Source organism: Haladaptatus caseinilyticus (assembly GCF_026248685.1).
Lineage (GTDB): Archaea > Halobacteriota > Halobacteria > Halobacteriales > Haladaptataceae > Haladaptatus > Haladaptatus caseinilyticus.
In genome coordinates this window covers 967,582-988,211 of sequence record NZ_CP111036.1, presented here as the reverse complement: position 1 = coordinate 988,211, position 20,630 = coordinate 967,582, and the positions used below count along the sequence as shown (strand labels likewise).

Annotated in this window: 24 protein-coding genes; 16 read left to right on the top strand and 8 right to left on the bottom strand. The window is 58.7% G+C overall.

What is annotated here, in order from left to right:
- Positions 1 to 56 precede the first annotated feature (56 nt).
- Together OOF89_RS05565 and OOF89_RS05560 are read left to right on the top strand one after the other, a co-directional pair.
- On the top strand, positions 57 to 473 hold the full coding sequence (locus tag OOF89_RS05565; RefSeq protein ID WP_266079092.1) for a DUF7344 domain-containing protein: 417 nt from the start codon (positions 57 to 59) through the stop codon (positions 471 to 473).
- A gap of 240 nt (positions 474 to 713) precedes the next feature.
- Entirely contained in the window at positions 714 to 1,877 is a 1,164-nt protein-coding gene (locus tag OOF89_RS05560; protein WP_266079090.1) for an acyl-CoA dehydrogenase family protein, read from the top strand.
- Positions 1,878 to 1,954: 77 nt separating this feature from the next.
- Here the strand turns inward: OOF89_RS05560 and OOF89_RS05555 are convergent, their stop codons facing one another.
- Positions 1,955 to 2,152, bottom strand: coding sequence for a hypothetical protein (locus OOF89_RS05555; protein ID WP_266079088.1), 198 nt, complete (start codon positions 2,150 to 2,152; stop codon positions 1,955 to 1,957).
- A 171-nt stretch (positions 2,153 to 2,323) separates the two neighbouring features.
- On the opposite strand from OOF89_RS05555, the gene OOF89_RS05550 reads away from it, so the two are divergent.
- From OOF89_RS05550 to OOF89_RS05540, 3 genes are all read left to right on the top strand, one after another.
- The gene (locus OOF89_RS05550; RefSeq protein WP_266079086.1) at positions 2,324 to 2,458 is read left to right on the top strand and encodes a hypothetical protein; all 135 of its coding nucleotides are present in this window, start codon (positions 2,324 to 2,326) and stop codon (positions 2,456 to 2,458) included.
- A gap of 60 nt (positions 2,459 to 2,518) precedes the next feature.
- Positions 2,519 to 2,965, top strand: a complete 447-nt coding sequence (locus tag OOF89_RS05545) for an MOSC domain-containing protein (RefSeq protein ID WP_266079085.1) — start codon at positions 2,519 to 2,521, stop codon at positions 2,963 to 2,965.
- A gap of 172 nt (positions 2,966 to 3,137) precedes the next feature.
- Positions 3,138 to 4,052 (top strand): DUF4352 domain-containing protein, encoded by a 915-nt coding sequence (locus tag OOF89_RS05540; protein ID WP_266079083.1) that lies wholly within the window; start codon positions 3,138 to 3,140, stop codon positions 4,050 to 4,052.
- 17 nt (positions 4,053 to 4,069) lie between these two features.
- Here the strand turns inward: OOF89_RS05540 and OOF89_RS05535 are convergent, their stop codons facing one another.
- Entirely contained in the window at positions 4,070 to 4,861 is a 792-nt protein-coding gene (locus OOF89_RS05535) for an aldo/keto reductase (RefSeq protein ID WP_266079081.1), read from the bottom strand.
- Here OOF89_RS05535 and OOF89_RS05530 point away from each other — a divergent pair.
- Positions 4,860 to 5,135 (top strand): hypothetical protein, encoded by a 276-nt coding sequence (locus OOF89_RS05530; RefSeq protein ID WP_266079079.1) that lies wholly within the window; start codon positions 4,860 to 4,862, stop codon positions 5,133 to 5,135. The two genes, OOF89_RS05535 and OOF89_RS05530, sit on opposite strands and share 2 nt — an antisense overlap.
- A 154-nt stretch (positions 5,136 to 5,289) precedes the next feature.
- On the opposite strand, the gene OOF89_RS05525 is transcribed toward OOF89_RS05530, so the two are convergent.
- Both OOF89_RS05525 and OOF89_RS05520 read right to left on the bottom strand, forming a co-directional pair.
- Complete coding sequence (locus OOF89_RS05525) at positions 5,290 to 5,757, bottom strand: cupin domain-containing protein (RefSeq protein ID WP_266079077.1); 468 nt, start codon at positions 5,755 to 5,757, stop codon at positions 5,290 to 5,292.
- Between the two features lie 52 nt (positions 5,758 to 5,809).
- The gene (locus OOF89_RS05520; RefSeq protein WP_266079075.1) at positions 5,810 to 6,277 is read right to left on the bottom strand and encodes a cupin domain-containing protein; all 468 of its coding nucleotides are present in this window, start codon (positions 6,275 to 6,277) and stop codon (positions 5,810 to 5,812) included.
- 211 nt (positions 6,278 to 6,488) lie between these two features.
- Here OOF89_RS05520 and OOF89_RS05515 point away from each other — a divergent pair, with 211 nt between their 5' ends.
- On the top strand, positions 6,489 to 6,809 hold the full coding sequence (locus OOF89_RS05515) for a 4Fe-4S dicluster domain-containing protein (RefSeq protein WP_266079073.1): 321 nt from the start codon (positions 6,489 to 6,491) through the stop codon (positions 6,807 to 6,809).
- Positions 6,810 to 6,922: 113 nt separating this feature from the next.
- Entirely contained in the window at positions 6,923 to 7,300 is a 378-nt protein-coding gene (locus OOF89_RS05510; protein WP_266079072.1) for a hypothetical protein, read from the top strand.
- On the opposite strand, the gene OOF89_RS05505 is transcribed toward OOF89_RS05510, so the two are convergent.
- Positions 7,301 to 7,465, bottom strand: coding sequence for a DUF6757 family protein (locus OOF89_RS05505; protein WP_328517188.1), 165 nt, complete (start codon positions 7,463 to 7,465; stop codon positions 7,301 to 7,303). It abuts the gene before it with no gap.
- 38 nt (positions 7,466 to 7,503) lie between these two features.
- On the bottom strand, positions 7,504 to 8,292 hold the full coding sequence (locus tag OOF89_RS05500; RefSeq protein ID WP_266079070.1) for a PHP domain-containing protein: 789 nt from the start codon (positions 8,290 to 8,292) through the stop codon (positions 7,504 to 7,506).
- Between the two features lie 144 nt (positions 8,293 to 8,436).
- Between OOF89_RS05500 and OOF89_RS05495 the strand changes: the two genes are divergently transcribed.
- Positions 8,437 to 8,721, top strand: a complete 285-nt coding sequence (locus tag OOF89_RS05495) for a DUF5789 family protein (RefSeq protein ID WP_266079068.1) — start codon at positions 8,437 to 8,439, stop codon at positions 8,719 to 8,721.
- Here the strand turns inward: OOF89_RS05495 and OOF89_RS05490 are convergent.
- Positions 8,718 to 9,734, bottom strand: a complete 1,017-nt coding sequence (locus OOF89_RS05490) for a DUF5784 family protein (RefSeq protein WP_266079066.1) — start codon at positions 9,732 to 9,734, stop codon at positions 8,718 to 8,720. The two genes, OOF89_RS05495 and OOF89_RS05490, sit on opposite strands and share 4 nt — an antisense overlap.
- Before the next feature lie 172 nt (positions 9,735 to 9,906).
- Here OOF89_RS05490 and OOF89_RS05485 point away from each other — a divergent pair, with 172 nt between their 5' ends.
- On the top strand, positions 9,907 to 10,080 hold the full coding sequence (locus OOF89_RS05485; RefSeq protein ID WP_266079879.1) for a DUF5786 family protein: 174 nt from the start codon (positions 9,907 to 9,909) through the stop codon (positions 10,078 to 10,080).
- 21 nt (positions 10,081 to 10,101) lie between these two features.
- On the opposite strand, the gene OOF89_RS05480 is transcribed toward OOF89_RS05485, so the two are convergent.
- Positions 10,102 to 10,950 (bottom strand): YkgJ family cysteine cluster protein, encoded by an 849-nt coding sequence (locus tag OOF89_RS05480; protein WP_266079064.1) that lies wholly within the window; start codon positions 10,948 to 10,950, stop codon positions 10,102 to 10,104.
- A gap of 209 nt (positions 10,951 to 11,159) precedes the next feature.
- On the opposite strand from OOF89_RS05480, the gene OOF89_RS05475 reads away from it, so the two are divergent.
- The 6 genes from OOF89_RS05475 to OOF89_RS05450 all read left to right on the top strand — a co-directional run bounded on the left by OOF89_RS05475 (position 11,160) and on the right by OOF89_RS05450 (position 20,620).
- Entirely contained in the window at positions 11,160 to 13,571 is a 2,412-nt protein-coding gene (locus tag OOF89_RS05475; RefSeq protein ID WP_328517183.1) for a DUF4350 domain-containing protein, read from the top strand.
- Positions 13,572 to 13,708: 137 nt separating this feature from the next.
- Positions 13,709 to 13,918 carry a DUF7561 family protein gene (locus tag OOF89_RS05470; protein WP_266079062.1) on the top strand — a complete coding sequence of 70 codons (210 nt, stop codon included), beginning with the start codon at positions 13,709 to 13,711 and terminating at the stop codon, positions 13,916 to 13,918.
- Positions 13,919 to 13,983: 65 nt separating this feature from the next.
- Complete coding sequence (locus tag OOF89_RS05465) at positions 13,984 to 15,144, top strand: site-2 protease family protein (protein WP_266079060.1); 1,161 nt, start codon at positions 13,984 to 13,986, stop codon at positions 15,142 to 15,144.
- A gap of 86 nt (positions 15,145 to 15,230) precedes the next feature.
- Positions 15,231 to 17,528 carry a cation:proton antiporter domain-containing protein gene (locus OOF89_RS05460; RefSeq protein ID WP_266079059.1) on the top strand — a complete coding sequence of 766 codons (2,298 nt, stop codon included), beginning with the start codon at positions 15,231 to 15,233 and terminating at the stop codon, positions 17,526 to 17,528.
- A 142-nt stretch (positions 17,529 to 17,670) separates the two neighbouring features.
- Positions 17,671 to 19,461, top strand: a complete 1,791-nt coding sequence (locus OOF89_RS05455) for an ATP-dependent DNA helicase (protein WP_266079058.1) — start codon at positions 17,671 to 17,673, stop codon at positions 19,459 to 19,461.
- A gap of 88 nt (positions 19,462 to 19,549) precedes the next feature.
- Positions 19,550 to 20,620 (top strand): N-acetylmuramoyl-L-alanine amidase, encoded by a 1,071-nt coding sequence (locus OOF89_RS05450; RefSeq protein WP_266079056.1) that lies wholly within the window; start codon positions 19,550 to 19,552, stop codon positions 20,618 to 20,620.
- The last annotated feature ends 10 nt before the right edge of the window (positions 20,621 to 20,630 follow it).

Below are 20,630 nucleotides of genomic sequence, written 5' to 3'. Positions count from 1 at the left end.
ATAACCTGAATGGTTAACCACCAGAGTCACGTTCTTTGAAGACGTGATCATATTCCATGGCAGATCCGACGACAGACGACGAGAATTCGTCACGCGCTGCGCCTTCGCCGTCCGGCCCGAGCGCCAACGTGCCTTCGTTATCGCAGGACGCCCTCTTCGATGCCCTCGCATCTCGCCGGAGTCGCTACATCCTCCACTATCTTCGACGTGAGGAAACGCCCGTGACACTTCCGGACATCGTAGACACCGTCGCGGCGTGGGAGATGGACAAATCCATCGACCTCGTCTCCGACGAGCATCGACGAAACGTGTACATGTCACTCCAGCACACGCAACTCCCGAAACTCGCGATGGCTGGGCTCGTTCAGTACGACGACGACCGCGAACTCGTGGATAAAGGCGTTCACTCGGAGCAGGCCGATGCCTACCTCGATATCGCGATTTCGCGGGACGACGCGATTCCGGAGGAGTAAGGGTTATTCTTCGCACGTTCGATCGTCAGTAGCGACAGCGACGTGCCGTCGGTAGGGAATCAACCCTCCAGAACCAGCAGGGTAGTTTCACCCGAACCGACCACCGAAAACCAACGATTCGCAGTGTCTGTTTTCGGACCGACTGTCGAACGCTTCCCCTCTCCATCGCCATGATCGGTTTTCCCCCTCCAGTTCCCCGGAGTAGGAGCGTTTTTTAGCCTCCCCTCCGGAGAGTTCTCCATGCTCGATTACGTAGAACTGGAGACCGACCTCGGACAGGAAGAGCGGATGGTTCGGGATACCGCCCGCGAGTTCGTCGAAGAACACGTCAAACCCGACATCGGCGACCACTACGAGGCGGGAACGTTCCCGACGGAACTCATTCCGGAGATGGGTGAACTCGGTTTCTACGCGCCGAACCTCGACGGCTACGGCCTGCCGAACCTAAGCGAGACGGCCTACGGGCTGCTGATGCAAGAACTCGAAGCCTGTGACTCCGGCCTCCGCTCGATGGCCAGCGTGCAGGGCGCGCTCGTGATGTACCCGATTCACGCCTTCGGGTCCGAGGAACAGAAGGAGGAATGGCTGCCTGACCTCGGTGAAGGGAAGGCAGTGGGCTGTTTCGGCCTCACCGAACCCGAGCACGGGTCGAACCCATCGGGGATGGAAACACACGCCGAAAAGGAGGGCGACGAGTACGTTCTCAACGGGTCGAAAACGTGGATCACCAACTCCCCGATTTCGGACGTGGCGGTCGTGTGGGCGCGTGACCGCTCCGCGGAGAACGATCCGGTTCGCGGCTTCCTCGTGGAAACCGAGCGCGACGGCGTGACGACGAACAAGATCGACGAAAAACTCTCGCTTCGGGCCTCCATCACGGGCGAAATCAGTCTCCAGAACGTCACGATTCCCGAGGACAACGTCCTCCCGGGCGTCGAAGGAATGAAGGGTCCACTGTCGTGTCTCACGCAGGCCCGATACGGTATCGCGTGGGGCGCAGTCGGCGCTGCTCGTGACTGTTTCGAGACGGCCCGCCAGTACGCGACCGACCGCGAGCAGTTCGGCGGTCCGATCGCCCGGTTCCAACTCCAGCAGGGTAAACTGGCGGAGATGGCGACCCAGATCACCACGTCGCAGCTGCTTGCCCACCGCCTCGCCGATCTGAAGGAGCGTGGCGACCTGCGCCCACAGCACGTCTCGATGGCGAAGCGAAACAACGTCCGAATGGCCCGCGACCAAGCCCGCATCGCCCGCGAAATGCTCGGCGGCAACGGTATCACGACGGATTACCCGCCGATGCGCCACATGGCGAACATGGAGACCGTGTACACCTACGAGGGAACCCACGACATCCACACGCTGGTTCTCGGGCAGGATTTGACGGGGATTGCCGCCTTCGAATGAGCGACTGACGGGGGGTGAGTTCGAAATTAACGACGGCGTTTCTCTTTCGACATTTGACGGAACGAAGAGGGCGGATTTCACCACGCATTCTGTCGCTGGAGGAAGAGAAACAGCAGTCCGACGACGAAAAATGCGGCGAGGAGTGCGATGACTCCACCGACGGTAGTAACGAAATCTCCGAATTTACCGCCGGTGGTCACGACCCAGTCGAAAACAGCTATTAGGAGGGCTATCCCGAAGATGGTTCGGAAGTCGGCCATCGTGATTTCGGTCATAGTTCGAACAATAGTTGCGAAAGTATTAAGTTAGCGAACGTTTCTCTTCAAACCGTCCACTTTTTCGGTCGGAGCGACAGCGCCCGCGCCCGAATCGAACCGTTTCGTGCCGGTTATGAGTCCGTTCGTCCGCTTCCGGATGGATTCGACCAGCGGCGAAAGCTCTCCTGGATGATTAATTCGGTCTCGTACTTCCGGTCGCTCCTTCTCCAGCGCCAGCAAACCGGGCAGGAATCGGCCCGAACGGCAGTTGCACTTCGCGACTACGTCTACGAAACCATCGATTCGTTGCGGACTGAACGCTAACCACTTCACCTAGACTACCGCCGACCGCGGTTTTAAGCCGTTAGCGAGCAACCGTGGTCCATGAACGGGTCTGGAACGGTGAACGCGATTCACCTCGCGCGCGAGTCGGCGGCGGAAACGGAAGCGGTCGATACGGTCGAAGCGATCGCAGGGTCGGGTCTGCGCGGTGACCGCCACTTCGACCCCGACTCCTCGGGGGACGACATCACCTTCATCGAGGCCGAAGCAGTGGAGGCCGTCGAGCAGGAATCCGGAATTTCGCTCGAACCGGGAGCGCATCGCCGGAACGTGACCACCCGTGACGCCGCACTGAACCATCTCGTCGGCGAGAGATTCCGTGTCGGTGGGGCAGTTTGCGAGGGCGTGGAACTCTGTGAACCGTGTTCACATTTGGAGTCGCTGACTGAGAAAGGAACGCTCTCCGCATTGGTTCATCGCGGTGGTCTTCGTGCGGTCATCGTCGAATCGGGCGAAATCGGCGTCGGGGACGGAATCGAATCGCTATAGATCCATCCGGGATGATTCAACTCCACCTGCCAGTAGGGGGTCCCTACGGTACGAACTGCCGTTGATTACGCGTTGATAGTTCGTTCGAACCGTTTGCCAGGCGCTCCGTACCGAATAGAAAAAATCAGTCAACGACAGAGTGTTTATTTCCGTCCTTGTGTGTAAATTACCCATGCGCCGTAGAAGATTTCTGATGGTCTCCGGAGCTGCATTCGCCGGGGGAGCCCTGGCGGGATGCACTGGTTCCGAGCCGGAAGACGGCGGGAATGGGAATAGTTCGACAACGAATGCTGACGGCAAGGCCGGAACCACCAGTAATTCGGGAGGCAACGACGATTCGGGAGGTGTCGCCACGACGGGCAACGGCTTCGCACTCGTTTCGGCGAACGTGCCGAACGAGGTCGTGCTGGACGAGGAGTTTACCATCGAGTTCACGATCAAGAACACCGGCGACTCCGCGAGGTCGTTCGAATCGCCGATAGAAGTGAACGGAAGCGAGGGTGGTTCCCAACAGTCCGGAATGATTCAGACCAAAAAAATCACCCCGGGGGAGACGGCGACCTGGTCCACGAAGCTCTCTTACCCGTACGTCTCGACGGTCAACTACCTGCTTCCCGCATTCGAACAGTCGTTTTCCGTTAAAATCGTCGGTCCGGACCTCTCCATCGGCGAGACGTTCGTTACCCCGAACGAGATGGCGATTTCGGTCCAGGATATTACCGTAACTGACCACTATCGGTACGAAACGGGAAGTGGCGAGATGAGGGATGTGGAAGCGGACGACGGTCGCCAGTGGGCCTTCGTGACAGTGAGTGCTGAAAATAGATTCCGGATGCGACAATCGCTTCCGAAGGGAGACACTTTCACGCTCCTCGTCGGTGAGCGCAGGGAGAAACCGTCCGACATCGCTAAATCGGAGGGGAAGTACGAATTGGAACGATTTGGACGTCGTGACGTCGCATCGGGTGAGGGGCAGACCGGATGGTTGGCCTACGAGATTTCCGCCAATCGTTCCGCGAGCGACTTGGGTGTCGAGTGGACAGGGGGCGACGGCAGCGGGTCGTGGTCGGCACAGTGGAGTCCCTAAGTCGGACTCGCCCGAAGTCAATTCCACGCGGCTCCATCGGGATTGACGAAACGCTCCTCGCGGTCGATTGCTTCGATTTTTCGCACGTCCTCGTCGTCGAGGTCCGGAACTGAGGCGTTCTCACGGAGGTGTACTTCACCCGTTGCCTTCGGAATCGGAACGACGTTTTCGACGCCGTTGAGCCATGCGAGACTGATTTGTGTCGGTGTTGCGTCGTATTCCACCGCGATATCGCGAAGTTCGGAAACGTCATCGGCCTTGCCTTGCATTATCGGTGCGTAGGCGACGAGCGTGATATCGTGCTCTCGGGCATAAGACTGCAGTTCGGTCTGTTGGAACAGTGGATGCATCTCGACTTGGTTCGCAACGATCGGTGCATCGAGAATCTCGCGAGCTTCATCCAGCAGGTCGGGGGTGAAGTTACTCACCGCGATGTTTCGGGCAACACCGTCCGCAGCGAGTGTATCGAAGGCGGGTAGCGTATCACTTGGTTCGTACGCGCGCATCGGCCAATGAACGTATAGCAAATCGACGTAGTCGGTGCCGAGTCTGTCGAGGCTCTTTTGGGTGGTTTCTAGCACGTCGTCGTGCGAGAGGTTGTCCGGGAGAACTTTGGTGGCGAGAAAAACGTCATCACGGGGAACATCAGCGTGGGCGATGCCTACGCCGACCGGCGTTTCGTTGTCGTACATTTGTGCGGTGTCTATGTGCCGGTATCCCAGTTCGAGCGCGGTCTGTACCGTTTTTGCGCACTGCGATTCGTCTTTGTTGCCGGAGGTCCCCAGTCCGGGAGATGGAATCTCTGCCATGGATTCGGCGAAGCAAGCGAGCGCGAAAAAGGTCCGTGTCCCGGAAAGGATGATGGATTCGTCGGTTCGACTCTGGGCCGTTCAGCGACACAAGCCACCGCGTACGCCGATTCGGAGTCCTCCAATCGCTCTCAGTTTTTTCGCGCAGTTGAAACGAAGGGGTTTGCGCGACGTGATCGCATTCGATGCCCTCAGTGAACGCGCCCGTTCGATACTCCACGTCGAACGGGACTTTTGTCGGATGTACATTCCGCCGACTGTTGCGGGTTTGTGAACTATTGCCGAACCCCTCCATTTCGGGTGGAGAAGTTATGGGTTGGTTTTTCGAAAGCCGTCGTTCGTGTGCAAAACGGGATTCGGGGACGAAGGGCACCGTTTCGGGTGGAAATCGGGACCGTGATTCCTCCCCTTTCGCTTACTGTCGCTCGTTAATCCATCGTCCCGGTGACGGTGTCGCAGGTGAGACAGTACACCTCGACAACCTCCTTCTCGTCCGGGATCCGCATCCAGTGCTGTGTTCGCTCGTCACATTCGGGACACTCACGCAAAAGCTCACCCGACTCGCTTTCCTGGGGTGCCCCAAGTGCCAGTGCGACGACGCGCTCGTCGCCATCGTTTCGGCCACGCTGATAGTCGCCCGGTGCGAAGCGAACGATTTCACCGGTTTGGACGACTACGTCCTCGTCTTTCGTTTCGAACGTCGCAGTTCCTGACTGGATATAAAACACCTCCTCTTGATCGAAATGTGTGTGCAGTCCGGGGGAAAAACAGTCTCCGGGTTCGAGTTCGTAGTAGTTGATGGCCATATCGCTCGTTCCAAGCGCTTTCCCGACCGGTCTGGTGACCGAGGCCGCGCTCATAAATCCATCTACGTCGTCGATACTGACTTTCTCCATACGTGCTGATGGAGTGAAAGCCGCAAAAATCCCTCCCCCAATTTTCCCGGTCTCAGTCGAACCGTCCGGTTTCGGCTCCGCAATCGAGACAGTATGTCACGAGCTCGTCGCCATTCCCCGCCATTTCGATGGTGTTCGGGGTTCGGTCGTCGCACTCCTCGCACTCCCTGCGCATTTCGTCCAGTTCTGACTCGCGTGGCGCACCGAGCGCCAGTGCGACGACGCGCTCGTCATCCCGATTCACTCCACGTTGGAACTCGCCGGGTGCGAAGCGGATGACTTCCCCACTCTCTACCTCCACGTCGCCGTTCTCAGTCTCGAACGTTACCGTCCCCGACTGGATGTAGAACGCTTCCTCCTGACCGACGTGGGCGTGATAGCCGAAGGCGAAGCTATCGCCCGATGCGAGTTCGTAGTAATTGATCGCCATGTCAGTCGCTCCGAGCGGGTCCGAGAGCCCTCGCCGAACGGCTGCGGCACTCATTCTTCCATCCACGTTTTCGATGGTAACCTTCTCCATGCGGGTTTCTCCGCTGGCCATGAAATAAAACCATTCGCCGAAATATGAAGGTATTTAAAACCTCTGTCGGCCGAAAATCCGGAAACCTAGTTTCGGGCGCTCTTTCGCGGGTTTTTAGCCCAACCTAAAAATAGATGGTGGGCGCAAGATTTAAGTTGAGTACGGGGTTTTAAGTACGAGTTTCACGTTTGGAAGAACAGGTGAGAGACAGATGGCTATCGACCCACAGTTTCACGAAAACCGCGAGAAAGTAGACGACCACGAGGGCCACGATGTATGGGGCCCAGTAGATGAACCCGACAAACTCGGCATTCACGGTACGCATGTCGCAGTCGACTTTGACCTCTGCATCGCCGACGGTGCATGTCTGGAAGACTGTCCCGTGGACGTGTTCGAATGGGTGGATACCCCTGGCCACCCGGAGAGCGAAGAGAAAGCAGACCCGGCCAACGAGGCCCAATGTATCGACTGCATGCTGTGCGTGGACGTGTGTCCAGTCGATGCCATCGACGTGGACGCCGGACGCATCTGAGAACTGGTAACAATAGCCGATTTTTGAGTCAACCTTAGGGTATTTATATCTGTACCCTAATGGGGTGATATGAACTCCCGTATCCTCCACCAACTCCATGCGGGGTGGCGAACATGAGTCCCTCGGTAAAGCGAGAACAGGACGACGTTCTCGAACTCGAACTTGACGATGCAGCTCCCGTTCCGTTCGAACCCGAAGGAGTGCTTGGAACGGAACACTCCGACGATATGCTCACCGTCTATACGGTCTCCGGCGGCGGTTCGGCATTGGTTCTCACTCGCGAGAAACTTGCTCGTAGTTCGCTCACACTCCACGAAAACGACTTGTCGCCGATATTCCGGACTGGTCTCTCCTATCTCTTCCGGGACGGCGTCCAAACGGTTCGTGTCCGCTCCGATTTGAACACTGTCGAACGTTCCCTCGACAGGCTCGACGATGCACCAGCATACTGCTACGAGGACGTTCTCTTCACTGCAACGCTGGAAAACTAACTACTCCGGTCTGTCCACGTCTAATTCCTGTCGCAGATACGCTAGTGCATCCGATTCTGCGAGATTCTCGAACCGCTCGCGAAAATGGGTATCGCAGAGGCCGACCTGCACGCCGCCCATCTTGGGTGCGAACGTCGCCTTTCGGTCACAGTAATGACACCGCATGTGGGGGCGTACGTTCCCCACCGAATTCAACCCTGCGCTCAGAGTGTCACCGCGCTTCGGAAATGTCGATACTCCGCCTTCGAGAGTCCGGCTTCACCCAACACGTCTCCGTGAGCGTCGCTCCCTCCGGTTGGGATGAGATTATGGTCGGTGATAGCCCGCTCGATCGGCCGACTGTCCACGTCGTGTCCGTAGGGGTAATATCGCTCGACTGCGTCCAATTCGCTCGTCAGCGCTAACGCCGACTCCGGATCGGAGTATCGGAACGGATGTGCTAGTCCGACAAGGCCGCTCGATGCGGAGAGCAACTCCACACCGTGCTCGAAACTCGGTATCTCCCGGGCGACGTAGCACGGTTTTCCGCTACCGATGAGTTCGGCGAACGCGCTATCGAAGTCGTGTTCCGTGTCGGGATGGTCGTCGATAGCCCGGGCGATGTGCGGTCGGCCCAATCCTTCGCGTGATTCGAGGCCGAGGCCGATTCCGAGTCTGTCTTCGACACAGTCGATGATCGCTTGCCCTCGTTCGACTCTATCGGTTTGCAGACGCTCCAGTTCGTCCACGAGTTCCGGTGTCGGATAGACGCCGTAGCCGAGCAAATCGACGTGCTGACCATCGGATGCTTCGACTCGAAGTTCGATACCGTGAACGACCGTCACGCCCTCGATGACGGTCACGGGTGTCGGCAGGTCGGGATGCAGTCGGTCGTGGTCGGTGATAGCGACGACAGATACGTCGGCAGATCGCGCCGCGGCGGGAACCTCTGTTAGTTCCATCGACCCGTCGGAGTTGGTCGTGTGGACGTGGAGGTCCGCAAAAACACTCATGTGCATCCTCCGTCGTTCCACGGCAAGGGGGTTTCGGTGTCCGACATCGACGTTCGATATGCGATAAAGGTCATTTAACACCTTATATTCATAATGATTTGCTAGCAACAACGTTTATCATGTACATTGATGTAGAAACTGGCGATGACGCTAAAGCAGGCAAGTCAGTTGCTCGACACACAGCAGTACCCAGCAAGCACGAAGCAACTCATCTCGTCCCACGGTGACTACGTTATCGATCTCCCCAACGGCACTGAAACGCTCGAAGAAGTGCTCAATCGTGCGGGAGACGAGACGTACGAATCGTCACAACAAGCCCGCGAAGCGATGTACGGTGCTCTCAGTAGCAAAGCAATCGGACGCAGACAGTACAGTGACCGTGACCCGACGACGATGGGAACGGCCGGTCCCGACCAAGTGTCGTTCTAAACCCACTCGACCGCTTGACTCAGCGATAACGGTACCGACCCTTTCTTGTATGCATCGATGGCCCCGGAGGGTCGGGCACGGAAGACGACCGCCGGTCGATGGCGAACGTCCGGTTGCTCGCCAACGACGGCGGACCACTCGTCGTCACGGAATCCGGAACAGTCGACGAACATCACCGCACCGCCACCGTGTTCGTTCAGTTGTCCGTTCGATTTCGTCTCCGCCGTCTCGCGTAGGGCGGCGACTGGTGTGTCCGCGGCCCGCTGTGTTGGAGGTTGCGGTCGTGTAACCTCCACGAGCGACGATTGGTCGTGACTGCCGTTTCGCGGGTCGGCACGGAAATCGAGGGAGTGACCGGTCGTCACTTCTATTTCGGGAATGACATCGTATCCCGCCTCGGTCAACAGTTTCGCGACAGTGAACTCGCTCATCGCCGAACTCATGCGGTTTTTGTCGAAGTACTGGCTGGTACCCAGTTTCGACGCCATCGTGTACCGGTAGTCGTCCAACGCACCCGTGCGGAGGAATCGCTCGTAAAACGAGAGTGCCTCGTCGCGAGTCGTGTCCGGAAATCCGGCATCGTACTTCCGGAAGAAGGCTCGTGATGTCTCTCGCCCGTCCTTCGAGAACAACACGGGAAGGAAGAACCACGAGAGATAATCGTATTTAGCCAACCATGGTGATTCAACGGTGAGATCGGCGAGGAGTTCGCGTTGCCCCCAGCGGGCGATTTGGTACGGTACTTCATCGAAGGTGTACTTCGACGTGCGCCAGAGTGCCGGCGGCGTCTCCGTGTTGCCGAGCCAGTATGCGAAATCGTCGTTCCACGTAAACAGCGCCATATCGCCGTTGTCCATCTCGAATCGGCGTGTCTCGAAACCGTCCGGTCCAACATAATGGGGCGTTACCGAACGTGCGCCGAGGTTCGAGTCGAGGTGAGAGTATAACTCCTCGATGATGCGATCGTCATTCCACCGCTCCGAAGAGCGGCGAAAGCGGAGCGGGCTTGCCACGGTGGGAGATAGTAACCGGGAATGCTTACGTGTTATGCACCTCGAAACGTCCACTTCCCTCATCGCTCTCTTTGCCGTCTCCTCTCTGTCTGACGATTTTCCAAGTTGGGTAAACGATGTTATTATCCGTTACATTAATAACTGGGTAACACCTAGCATGAGTGTGGTTGTCATGTCAATGGGTGCCTATGACGAAGAAGAACACGAGCGCCGTGAACGGAAAAACAGTACCGTGGACGCGAGTTTTGATGATGTCCGTTCCAACTATCACGGTACTGTTGAATATGATTCCGGCGACTCAGCGGAAGATTTACTGAAGCAGTTCGAGGAGATTAAGTCGCAATAGTTCGGCTGTTTTCCGTGATCCTCACCAACCGGGAGTAGGCGGGGCACCGCGTTCGTCCTCGACTCGCATAGTTACCGATGGGTCCGGTTCGTCGTTTGTGGCTATCGATTTCCAGTCAGTAATCGCCTGCCCGACCCATGAGTTCGACGTTCGAACCTCGTTCAGCGTACTTTCGTATATCTCACGGTTGGTTCCCGTCGTTCCGGGTTTCGCGGCGACTGCGGCGGCGACGAATCGGGCACGGTCGTCGTCGGTCAGGTCGTCATCGATGAGGCGTACCACGAGACCCTCCAACTCCTCGGGTTCGGGATAGACGAACACCTTTCCGCCGATCGCCTGTGGGCCGAGTAGTAGCCCTGAAAGCGTGTGCGGCGGTTCGCCGTCCAGCAACCGCTCGCCTCCGAACGACTCTTCGACTCGCTCACATTCGGTTCGCTGACCGAGTTTGAGGTTGTGGCCGGGGTACTCTGCACATTCTTCCGGATACGCATCGTCGCCGTGAATCCGACACTGGAGCGTGCGTGGGTCGAGAAACGCACACGTCGGAAGCCACGAAGCCTCTGTTCCGAACGGTGCGACCGGTTTCAGTGGTTTCCGAATTCCCACGAAAAAGGCGGGTTTGCCTCGGATTGCGGCCAATTCGACACCGTCGATTTCCACGCCGGATTCGTCCTCCCAGAGGCGAGGTGTCAGGGCGTCGGTGAGTCCGGCGTTGTGAAACTCGATCACGTCTTCGCGCGTGAGTGGGACGAGATTGTATGTGTCGTCGAGCGGTTTCCGAGGGCCACGTCGCTCGTGGTTCGAAGTGGTTGGTCCGATGGCTCGCCAGTCGATACAGCACCCGGCACACCCCTCGCAGTTCACCTTCATCCAACTACTCACGGCGTTGGTGAGCATAAACGATGGGGGAGACAACTATCGACATTTCGAGGACGCGTTTCGTCCGAGCTTTCCCGCGGATATAGACAATACTCTGACGTTATTTACACATTCATATGCATAGATCTATGTGTGGTAATACATAAACTACCACAAGAAAATGCAATAATTTATGTTCCCACGGCAGTGGTCTTCTGATGATGCGACGACGAACATTCCTGTCCGCGCTCGCAACAGCAACAGCATCTGCACCAATTACGGCGACTCTCAGTTCCGAGGTTCGCGCCGCCTCGGGTCAGATTTCGCCGGTCGAATGTTATTCCACGTCGAGCTTCACTGATTCCAGCGGGGGCGAACTGACTGACAGTTCGTTCATCGCCGTCTGGGCGGAAGACACCGCCACGAACAACGATGGCGACAGTAATGGCGACGCTACGCTCTACAGTAGTGGAACGTCGATTCCAACCGTCGTTTCGGACTCGAACGTCGTCGCCGCCGGTTCGACGCTCGTCGAGGACGGCACTAACTGGCAGCGAGGTAACGAGGAGTTCGTCCTGAACACGTGGGACGACGAACTCGGTGGCTCCGGAACCGTTCTCTGGGACGAAGGCCACGGCCAATACTACACCCTCAGCAAATTCTCGAACTTCGAAAGCTATGCCGAGAACAACGGCTACACGGTGACGGCAACGAGCAACCTCTCGAACGACCTCAGTTCGGCGGACGCGGTCGTCGTCACCTCGCCCGCGAACGCGTTCACCAGTCAGGAACTCAGCGACCTCAACGACTTCGTCGCGGCAGGCGGTTCCGTCTTCCTGTATAGTCAATCCGACTACAGCGACTACGACGAGACGGCCAACCTGAACGACGTCGCAAGCTATCTCGGACTCGCGTTCCGGTTCAACGACGACGAAGTTCTCGACACGTCAAACAACGGCGGTGCGGATTACAAACCGCTGACCGATGAATTCAACACATCGTTCAACTACTTCGCCGACCGCGACGGACTCGGCCTCGACAAGGACAAGACGTACACCGTGGACGTTACCGCCGTTACCGACGGCGACACAGTCGATGTGCAGTTCGACGACGGTTCGACCGAGAGCATCCGCATTCTCGGGATCGACACGCCCGAGAAAGCGGCGAACAGTTCCGCAGAGCGCGTTCAGGAGTGGGAGGGCATCGAATCGCTCGATTACCTCGGAACGTGGGGCAGCAACGCGACCACCTACGCGAAGGGAGAACTCGACGGGAAGACGGTGGACCTCTCGTTCGACCAAAACGAACCCGTCCGTGATGCGTACGGCCGCGTCCTGGGCTATCTCCACTACGACGCTGACGGCAGTGGTTCCCGGGATGACTTCTACAACCGAAACGCGGTTCGAGACGGCTACGCCCGTGTCTATGGGTCCGGCTTCTCTCACCACGACAGCTTCTGGAGTGCGGAAGACACGGCCCGCTCGAACGGCACGAACGTCTGGGGAGACAGTGACCCCGAGAACACGACCGAAATCCGTAACCGAGCGGTAGACGACCTGTTCTTCCCGACCACGTCGAGCGTCAAAACGTCATCCGGCGCGGTCGCGGATTCCCGCGTTCCGGTCTACGCCGAGAGCACGGCGACCCAGAGCGGTGGTTACTCCTACAGCGGCGACATCCCGCTCGCGGCAGTTGACGAGTCCGCGAACGTCGCGATGGTCGGAAGTCCACTCATCGACGAGACCTACGAGAGCTCCGAAGGCTTCGCGGTCGATACCTCGGGCTACGAGAACTTCGTCTTCCTGACGAACCTCATCGATTACCTCACCGACACGACCGGTGACGTTCTCATCGACGGTGGCCACGGCCAGTTCGACGCGAGTTATGCACTCTCGAACGACGATGCCGCCTACTACCAGCGATTCCTCGAAGGCGTCGGCATCTCCTTCGAGCAGTCGAACAGCCTCGACACCTTCGACCTCTCGCGCTGGCGAGCGGTCGTCGTCACGACGCCCGTCTCGGCGTTTACGCAAGCAGAAATCGATGCACTCACCGCCTTCATCGCGGACGGTGGCGCGGTCGTCCTCGTCGGTGCTGGCACGGCACCATCGAGTGCTCGTGCAAACCTGAACGACCTCGCGTCGGGACTCGGGTCCGACCTGCGCATCAACGATGACCAGGTCACCGACAGTTCGAACAACGTCAACAGCAACTCCGAGATTCCGACGACCACCTCCTTCGACACTTCCTTCCCGCTCTTCGATGCCTACGATGGCTCGACCGGCGGTGGTGGTGGAAGCGGGTCGCTCTCGGTCGCCCAGATTCACGCGGACGCAGCGGGCGACGACACGAACAATCTGAACGACGAGTACGTCGTCTTCGAAAACACCGGCAGCGGTGACCTCGACCTGACAGGTTGGTCCGTGCAGGATGAAGTCGGGAAGACGTACGACTTCCCGAGCGGCTTTACCCTCGCCGCGGGCGCACAAGTGACGCTCCACACCGGAACCGGAACGGACACCCAGACCGACCTCTACTGGGGCAACACTGGTTCCGCAGTCTGGAACAACGGCGGCGACACCGTCTATGTCTACGACGACAGCGGCACGCTGCATACCAGCAAGTCGTACTGAACTACGTTCCACCACTACTGCGCCTTCGATTCTGTTCGTCGGCGACGGCCGGCATCTCGAACGCTAGTCCGGTTACTCGCACGCGATTTCCCTTCCGTTGCCGAACGTTCTTTCCCTGTGAACCACCTATCGGATCCATGGCCATCGAGAAATGCGACGGTTGTGGTGAGGGGGTGCCCATCGCTGGTGGCATCGCCAATCTCTGGAACACGTCTCCGCAGTCGTCGGGTGGGATGACGTTGGAGTTCGAGGACGGAAGCGAGCACTTCCTCTGTTATGCCTGTATCGAAGAATTACCGGATTTTCCGACGAGCGAGGACGTCGCAGCAATCGGTAACGCCGAGTAACACGGCGACTCCCTCCTATTGCTAGTCGCAATATTGACGCCGGTTCACGTCGTTTATACCACGCTATGAGGGGGGTTCGCTTCGGGTCTGTATGGGGTGTTCCAGTTCGAATCGATATCAGTCTTCTACTGGCGCTTCCCGTTGCAGGGTGGTGGATTCAACGCGGCGTGTCGGTTCGCGTGTGGATCGACGTTCTCACCGCGATTTCGCCGCACACGCTCGTCTATTCGGAAATCGACACGGGAACGACTCCATGGCTCATCGGTGGTGCCGTGTTTTTCGGTTTCGCCCTGAGTCTGTTCGTTCACGAACTGGCACGGGTATGGGTAGCCAGACGGCACAGCGTCGGCGTCCGGTACATCCTGTTGTGGATTTTCGGCGGCTTCTCGCAGTTCGATTACGACTCGACCTACTTCGAATACGAAACCCGAATCGCGCTTTCCGGAACGATCGTGAGCGCACTCCTTACCGTACTCTTCACGGCAATTCTTTGGCTACTCCCCGGAACCACTCCGGAGTTCGTGGCGTCGTTCGGCCTGATTGCGATGTTCAACGGCGTGATTTTGGTAGTCAATCTGCTTCCTATCTTCCCGTTCGATGGCGCCCTGTTGCTCCGCTCGTTGGTAGTTCGTGTCAGTTCCCCGCGAACCGCGACGCGAGGAGTAAGCCTTCTCGGGCAGCTACTGGCGATCGGAGTCATCTTCTACGCCGCCGTCGTGCTCGGAAACGTGCTCCTCGGACTCGTCGCGGTATTTTTCTATTTTTCGACCGTTTCCGAACTCCAAACGGTGTCGAATCAGCTCTTCCTCGCCGACATGCCGGTATCGGCGTTCGTCCGACGGAAGGAGGAGTGTGTCCCTTCGCAAACACTCGTCAGCGACTTCCTTACGGACGAACAACCGAACCTCGACGAACTGGACGATTTTCCGGTGTGTGATAGGAACGGTCAACCAGTCGGTGTCCTCACGACGAGCTCCCTCCGATCGTGGGACGAACGAGCGAGGTCCCAGAACACGACGAGCGTCGGTAAATTAGCGACGGAGGATGTCGTCATCGTCCGACCGGACGAAAACGCATTCGACGTATATCTGCTCCTCCGGGAGCAGACGAACTACGTTCTCGTTTCGTTTCCCTCGTCCGTCGGCGTACTGACCAAACCGGATTTCCTCGACATGCTCGAAACGAGACAGCAGATTGCCGGTATTCGACCTACCTCGTGGCCGTGAGTTTCACGGATATACCGAGGCAGACAAGGCTATATACGTCGGTGTTCTCCGGACGGTCTACGGAACCATACGGGGGAGGGAATACCATGATACTCGAAACCTCGGGCGGGGTGCTTCCGCCGCTCAGCGAGCACCAGTTGTTGTTCTTGCTCGCTCAGCTGTTCTTGCTGTTGCTCACCGCGCGGCTTCTGGGAGAAGCAGCGAAGTACGCCGGTCTGCCGTCCGTGTTGGGCGAGCTACTCGCGGGAATCGTGTTGGGTCCGTCGCTGTTGGGAACTGTCGCACCCGGCCTGTTCACGATGCTCTTTCCGCAATCCGCAATGCAGTACCATCTGTTGGAGGTCGTCTCGTGGCTCGGCCTCATCATGTTGCTGTTCATTACCGGCTTCGAAACCGACCTCGACCTCATCGCGAGTCGGGCAAAGACGGCCACGTACACCGCGGGTGCGAGCATTCTCGTTCCGTTCGTGATGGGATTCGGGGTGGCGTACCTCCTCCCAGCGCAGTTCCTCGTCGCCTCCGACCAGCGACTCGTATTCAGCCTCTTCATCGCAACCGCGCTCAGCATCTCGGCGATTCCGGTCATCGCGAAAGTGCTCATCGATATGGAACTCATCGACCGCGATATCGGGCAGATAACTATCGCATCGGGGATGATAAACGATACCGTCGGCTGGATTCTCCTCGCCGTTGTCGCTGGCCTCGCTCGAAGCGGTAGCGGCGAGGCACTCGACACTGCGGGCCAAACGATTCTCCTATTGTTCCTGTTTCTCGGCGGTGCCTTTCTGCTCGGTGGTCGATTCGTGGGTGGGATTTTCCGGTGGGTGGACAACACCATCGGCGGTGACGTCGCGCTCACGACGACGGCGATGATACTCGCGTTGGGTGTCGGATCGATAACCCAGTACCTCGGCTTGGAAGCAGTGCTCGGCGCGTTCATCGTCGGCATCTTCGTCGGCCGGGTCAAACGGTTCGACCAGGCGGCACAGCACTCGTTCGAGGTCATCACGCTCGGCGTCTTCGCACCTATTTTCTTCGCAACGGCGGGACTTCGCGTCGATTTGGCCGCCCTGCTCGCGCCGCCGACCTTGCTCGCCGCCGGTGTGGTTCTCGCCGTCGCAATCGCGGGGAAGTTCGCCGGATCGTTCGTCGGCGCGAAAGCGGCAGGTCTCTCGAATTGGGAGGGGATCGCGCTCGGGTCGGGCTTGAACGCCCGCGGCGCGCTGGAAATAATCGTCGCCACCATCGGAATCAGCGTCGGCGTCCTCACCGGGACGATGTACACCATCATCGTCGTCGTCGCTATCGTCACCTCACTTATCGCACCGCCGTTGCTCCGAGTATCGCTCGCCCGCGTCGAGATGTCGGAGTCGGAGGCGGAACGACTCGCCCAGAAAGAACGCGAGGAACAGAGCTTCCTCGGAAACGTCGTTCGCGTGCTCCTTCCGACGCGGTGCAGTGTCGATTCGTTGTTCGCCGCACGATTGGTCGGTCACGTCGCACGGAACCGGGAGATGGAGGTAACGTGTACCTACGTTACGCGTGGCGAGGAACGCGCCACGAGCGGCGGATCGCTCGCTCGTCGCATAAAGCGAGTTTTCTCGCGGTCGCCATCCATCGTTCGACCGACGGAGCCAGATGGCGGGGTCGTTCAACCGGCCGATGATGCGAGCGACCGGGCCGAGACGTGTCTCGATTCGATGACTGAACGGCTTTCGCTCCCCCCGAAACAGGTCCGTTCGACGGTCCGAAATACGAACGGAAACGTGAGCGAAACGGTGCTCGATGAGGCTGGACAGGGATACGATATGCTGGTACTCGGAGCGGGTCGATACCTACGAGCGGCCGACGGGTCGCTGTTTAGCGCCGAAATCGATGACGTGCTGCAGGAGAGTCCGTGCCCCGTGATGGCCGTCAGCGCGGGCGAAGCGAACCCCGAGCGAGCGTACCGAGACGACTCCGTTCGCCGAATCCTGCTGCCGACCATCGGAAACGAGTACAGTCGTCAGGCCGCCGAAATAGCGTTCGCCATCGCGAACGAGTGTGACGCATCGGTCGAAATCCTACACGTCGTCAATCGCCTTCAAGTCGAAGAACCGTTCGTCGGCGAAGCGGACCTCTCCGAAGCCATCGAATTCGGGGAGGATATCGTCGAGCGGGAGGCCGAACTCGGTCGCCAGATGGGTGCGACAGTGAGAAAGCGGGTTTCCATCGGTGATCGCCCCGAACGAAGTGTCGTCGAACGAGCGATGCTGGAGCGGACGGACCTCGTCGTCCTCGGCACCAAAACGCGTCCCCTCTCCCGGCGTGTCTTCTTCGGGCACCGGGTCGAACACATCCTCAGAAACGCGCCGTGTGCGGTTGCGGTCGTCAGTTCGCCGTGAGCTATCGACGGCGAAGGCGAGTGCCGTGGAACGGCGCGTCTCCGTTCCCGACCGTTCGACGTTAATCGTACCGTCGGTCTCGTCTGTTCCATCGCTCCAGAAACCCGCAGGTTTTACGCTTCGGCTACCGTTACGCAATACAGTGAACCCCGAGCGGATCGTAGACGAGTTTCCTGCGCCCTCCTTTCGCGGTAACCAACAGGACGCCCTCGAAGATATTCGGGCAGCGTTCGAGAGTGGCAACGACGTGGTACTCGTTCGTGCCCCGACGGGGAGCGGGAAATCCCTCCTCGCCCGTTCCATCGCGGGATGTGCAAGACGTGTCGAGGATGCCGACCCGACCGATGCTACGGGGTCGTACTACACGACACCGCAGGTATCCCAACTGGACGACGTTGCGAGTGACGACCTGCTGGACGATCTGAAAATCATTCGCGGGAAACGAAACTACTCCTGTATTCTGCCGGGCGAGCACGACACCCCGGTCGATAGAGCGCCCTGTGCGCGTGAGAAGGGGTACGATTGCTCGGTAAGACATCGCTGTCCGTACTTCTCCGACCGGGCTATCGCCAGCAATCGGGAGATCGCGGCGATGACGTTGGCCTACTTCATGCGAACTGCCGGGTCGGAGGTGTTTCGGAAACGCGACATGGTGGTCATCGACGAGGCTCACGGACTCGCCGAGTGGGCGGAGATGTACGCGACCATCGACTTGAACCCCAGAACGGTGCCCATCTGGGACGACCTGAAGATCCCGGAGATGACGGGGCTAGATAGGGCAGTAGAGTACGCGGATAGCCTTTCAGCAACCTGCTCACGTAGAAAGGACGACCTCATCGCACAGCAGGAACTCACGCCCGCGGAGGCGGCCCGACGGGATCGGTTTCAGGAACTCATCTCCGAATTGGACTGGTTCGTGGATGACTACCGGAATCCCGACAGCGCGACCGAGTGGGTCGTGGACCAACCCGAGGGAAAAGGCGGCCCGATTACTATCAAGCCGATGAATCCGGAGCGATATCTCTCACACACCGTTTGGGAACGCGGCAACAAATTCGCGCTCCTCTCGGCGACGATCCTCAACAAGGAGGCGTTCTGTCGGCAGGTCGGCCTCGAACCCAGTCGAGTTGCCCTCGTGGATGTCGGACATACTTTCCCCGTCGAAAACCGTCCGCTCTACGACGTGACACAGGGGAAAATGACCTACGAACACCGCGAAGAGACCCTGCCGAAAATAGCACGCACTATCGTCAAAATCATGCAGAAACATCCGGACGAGAAGGGCATCGTTCATGCACACTCCTATCACATCCAGGAGAAGCTGACCCGGAAACTCCACGAGTTCGGTGTCGGCGATCGTGTTCGCGCCCACGAACGCGACAGCAGGGACGCCGACCTCGAAGCGTGGAAGGCGGGCGACGACCCGGACGTGTTCATCTCAGTGAAAATGGAAGAAGCGCTCGATTTGAAGGGTGACCTCGCGCGGTGGCAGGTGCTTTGTAAGGCTCCATTCCTGAACACCAGCGATTCGCGGGTCGCCCACCGCCTCGAAAACGGCCAGTGGGCGTGGTACTATCGGGCCGCACTTCGAACCGTCATTCAGGCCTGTGGACGCGTTATTCGCGCACCTGACGATTACGGCGCGACGTATCTCGCGGACTCCAGCCTGCTCCAACTGTTCGACCGTGCTCGCACCGATATGCCGGACTGGTTCGCCGAGCAGGTGGACCGAATGAGCGATCCCGACCTTCCGGAGTTCGATCCCGGTTCGGGCGGCAGTATCGGGAAACGCGGCGGTGGAGTGAGCGATTCCGGCGGCAGTCACGGTAGTAATCGCAACAACGGGGGTGATTCGGACACGAACTCGCGATCGAAATCGCAGTACTCGGGCGAGCGAAAGAGTCCGATGGCGGACGTGTGGGACACGGAATAGCAGGTCGATAGTCAGATACCGGACGGAATATACTCATTCATGCTAGGTGTCTAATTTATCCCCCTATTCACCGGAATCAGGACGAACTATGCGAGAAACGAGACGGACGATTCTCAAGACGATCGGTGGCATCGCGGGTACGGGTGCGATTTCCGGCCAGACGAATGCAAAGCAAGCAGAACGACTTCCGGCAATGAAACCCGAGATGCGGTGGGCACCGGCAGACGAGTCGAACTACAGCGAGGCGGAACGCGAATCCGACCTCGATATCCGGTGGTTCGTGGTTCACGTTGCACAGGGTGAGGCCGAGTGGACAGTCGATTGGTTCCAAAATCCGGACGCAAACGTGAGTGCGCATTACGTCGCCGACCATCGGACGGGCGACCTCACGCAGATGCTCGCCGAGGAAGATATCGGATGGCACGCCGGAAACTGGCCTTACAATCAACACTCGCTCGGTATCGAGCATTCCGGATGGGTCAACGATACGGTATACACCGACACGCTGTACGAAGTCTCCGCCAGAATCGTCCGCTGGGCAGCGACCGAGTTCGACTTCCCGAAGCGCGTCCGGCGCTCCGAGATCGCGCCCTGTGACGCAACGGACGGGGAGGGCGGCGTCATCGGCCACGACCAGATTCCGAACCCCTACGACTGTACGGAACCGGGCGGCATCAGCGGTCACTACGACCCTGGTTCGCTCTGGAACTGGGGCCGCTACGAGGGGTTCATTCGCCGCTGGGATATCGAAGCGGGAGAGAACGCCGTCGTTCTCTCGGACGACGCGGCTCACCACGGTCCGGACGAGCACGCAAAAACCATGGCCGTGTCCGCCGGAACGGTTGCCATTGCCACCGGGAACGTGCGCGTTCGTGGTGACACCCAGTGGTACAAACTCGATTTCGGTGACTCCCACGGATGGGTTCCAGCGGACGATCTGCTCTATGCACGATTTGATGCCGGATCGGCAGTGGAGACGACATCCGACCTGAACGTTAGCGCTGAACCGGATGGGAAACGTCTCGCCACCGTTTCCGAAGGGACGACCGGAACTATCGCGGGCGGTCCCGTCGATACCGTGGGCTATCGATGGTGGAACGTGGACTACGAGAGTGGCGAGGCGGGCTGGTCCGTTGACTACTGGCTCAAATCAGACTGACGGTGTACGC

What these genes read in the sequence shown, in the direction of transcription:
- OOF89_RS05550 (WP_266079086.1), top strand. Translation starts at nt 2,324, where the DNA reads ATGATTAATTCGGTCTCGTACTTCCGGTCGCTCCTTCTCCAGCGCCAG.
- OOF89_RS05560 (WP_266079090.1), top strand. Translation starts at nt 714, where the DNA reads ATGCTCGATTACGTAGAACTGGAGACCGACCTCGGACAGGAAGAGCGG.
- OOF89_RS05555 (WP_266079088.1), bottom strand. Translation starts at nt 2,152, where the DNA reads ATGACCGAAATCACGATGGCCGACTTCCGAACCATCTTCGGGATAGCC.
- OOF89_RS05525 (WP_266079077.1), bottom strand. Translation starts at nt 5,757, where the DNA reads ATGGAGAAAGTCAGTATCGACGACGTAGATGGATTTATGAGCGCGGCC.
- OOF89_RS05520 (WP_266079075.1), bottom strand. Translation starts at nt 6,277, where the DNA reads ATGGAGAAGGTTACCATCGAAAACGTGGATGGAAGAATGAGTGCCGCA.
- OOF89_RS05505 (WP_328517188.1), bottom strand. Translation starts at nt 7,465, where the DNA reads ATGCGGTGTCATTACTGTGACCGAAAGGCGACGTTCGCACCCAAGATG.
- OOF89_RS05535 (WP_266079081.1), bottom strand. Translation starts at nt 4,861, where the DNA reads ATGGCAGAGATTCCATCTCCCGGACTGGGGACCTCCGGCAACAAAGAC.
- OOF89_RS05515 (WP_266079073.1), top strand. Translation starts at nt 6,489, where the DNA reads ATGGCTATCGACCCACAGTTTCACGAAAACCGCGAGAAAGTAGACGAC.
- OOF89_RS05460 (WP_266079059.1), top strand. Translation starts at nt 15,231, where the DNA reads ATGATACTCGAAACCTCGGGCGGGGTGCTTCCGCCGCTCAGCGAGCAC.
- OOF89_RS05540 (WP_266079083.1), top strand. Translation starts at nt 3,138, where the DNA reads ATGCGCCGTAGAAGATTTCTGATGGTCTCCGGAGCTGCATTCGCCGGG.
- OOF89_RS05500 (WP_266079070.1), bottom strand. Translation starts at nt 8,292, where the DNA reads ATGAGTGTTTTTGCGGACCTCCACGTCCACACGACCAACTCCGACGGG.
- OOF89_RS05475 (WP_328517183.1), top strand. Translation starts at nt 11,160, where the DNA reads ATGCGACGACGAACATTCCTGTCCGCGCTCGCAACAGCAACAGCATCT.
- OOF89_RS05480 (WP_266079064.1), bottom strand. Translation starts at nt 10,950, where the DNA reads ATGAAGGTGAACTGCGAGGGGTGTGCCGGGTGCTGTATCGACTGGCGA.
- OOF89_RS05530 (WP_266079079.1), top strand. Translation starts at nt 4,860, where the DNA reads ATGGATTCGGCGAAGCAAGCGAGCGCGAAAAAGGTCCGTGTCCCGGAA.
- OOF89_RS05485 (WP_266079879.1), top strand. Translation starts at nt 9,907, where the DNA reads ATGTCAATGGGTGCCTATGACGAAGAAGAACACGAGCGCCGTGAACGG.
- OOF89_RS05470 (WP_266079062.1), top strand. Translation starts at nt 13,709, where the DNA reads ATGGCCATCGAGAAATGCGACGGTTGTGGTGAGGGGGTGCCCATCGCT.
- OOF89_RS05450 (WP_266079056.1), top strand. Translation starts at nt 19,550, where the DNA reads ATGCGAGAAACGAGACGGACGATTCTCAAGACGATCGGTGGCATCGCG.
- OOF89_RS05565 (WP_266079092.1), top strand. Translation starts at nt 57, where the DNA reads ATGGCAGATCCGACGACAGACGACGAGAATTCGTCACGCGCTGCGCCT.
- OOF89_RS05495 (WP_266079068.1), top strand. Translation starts at nt 8,437, where the DNA reads ATGACGCTAAAGCAGGCAAGTCAGTTGCTCGACACACAGCAGTACCCA.
- OOF89_RS05545 (WP_266079085.1), top strand. Translation starts at nt 2,519, where the DNA reads ATGAACGGGTCTGGAACGGTGAACGCGATTCACCTCGCGCGCGAGTCG.
- OOF89_RS05465 (WP_266079060.1), top strand. Translation starts at nt 13,984, where the DNA reads ATGAGGGGGGTTCGCTTCGGGTCTGTATGGGGTGTTCCAGTTCGAATC.
- OOF89_RS05510 (WP_266079072.1), top strand. Translation starts at nt 6,923, where the DNA reads ATGAGTCCCTCGGTAAAGCGAGAACAGGACGACGTTCTCGAACTCGAA.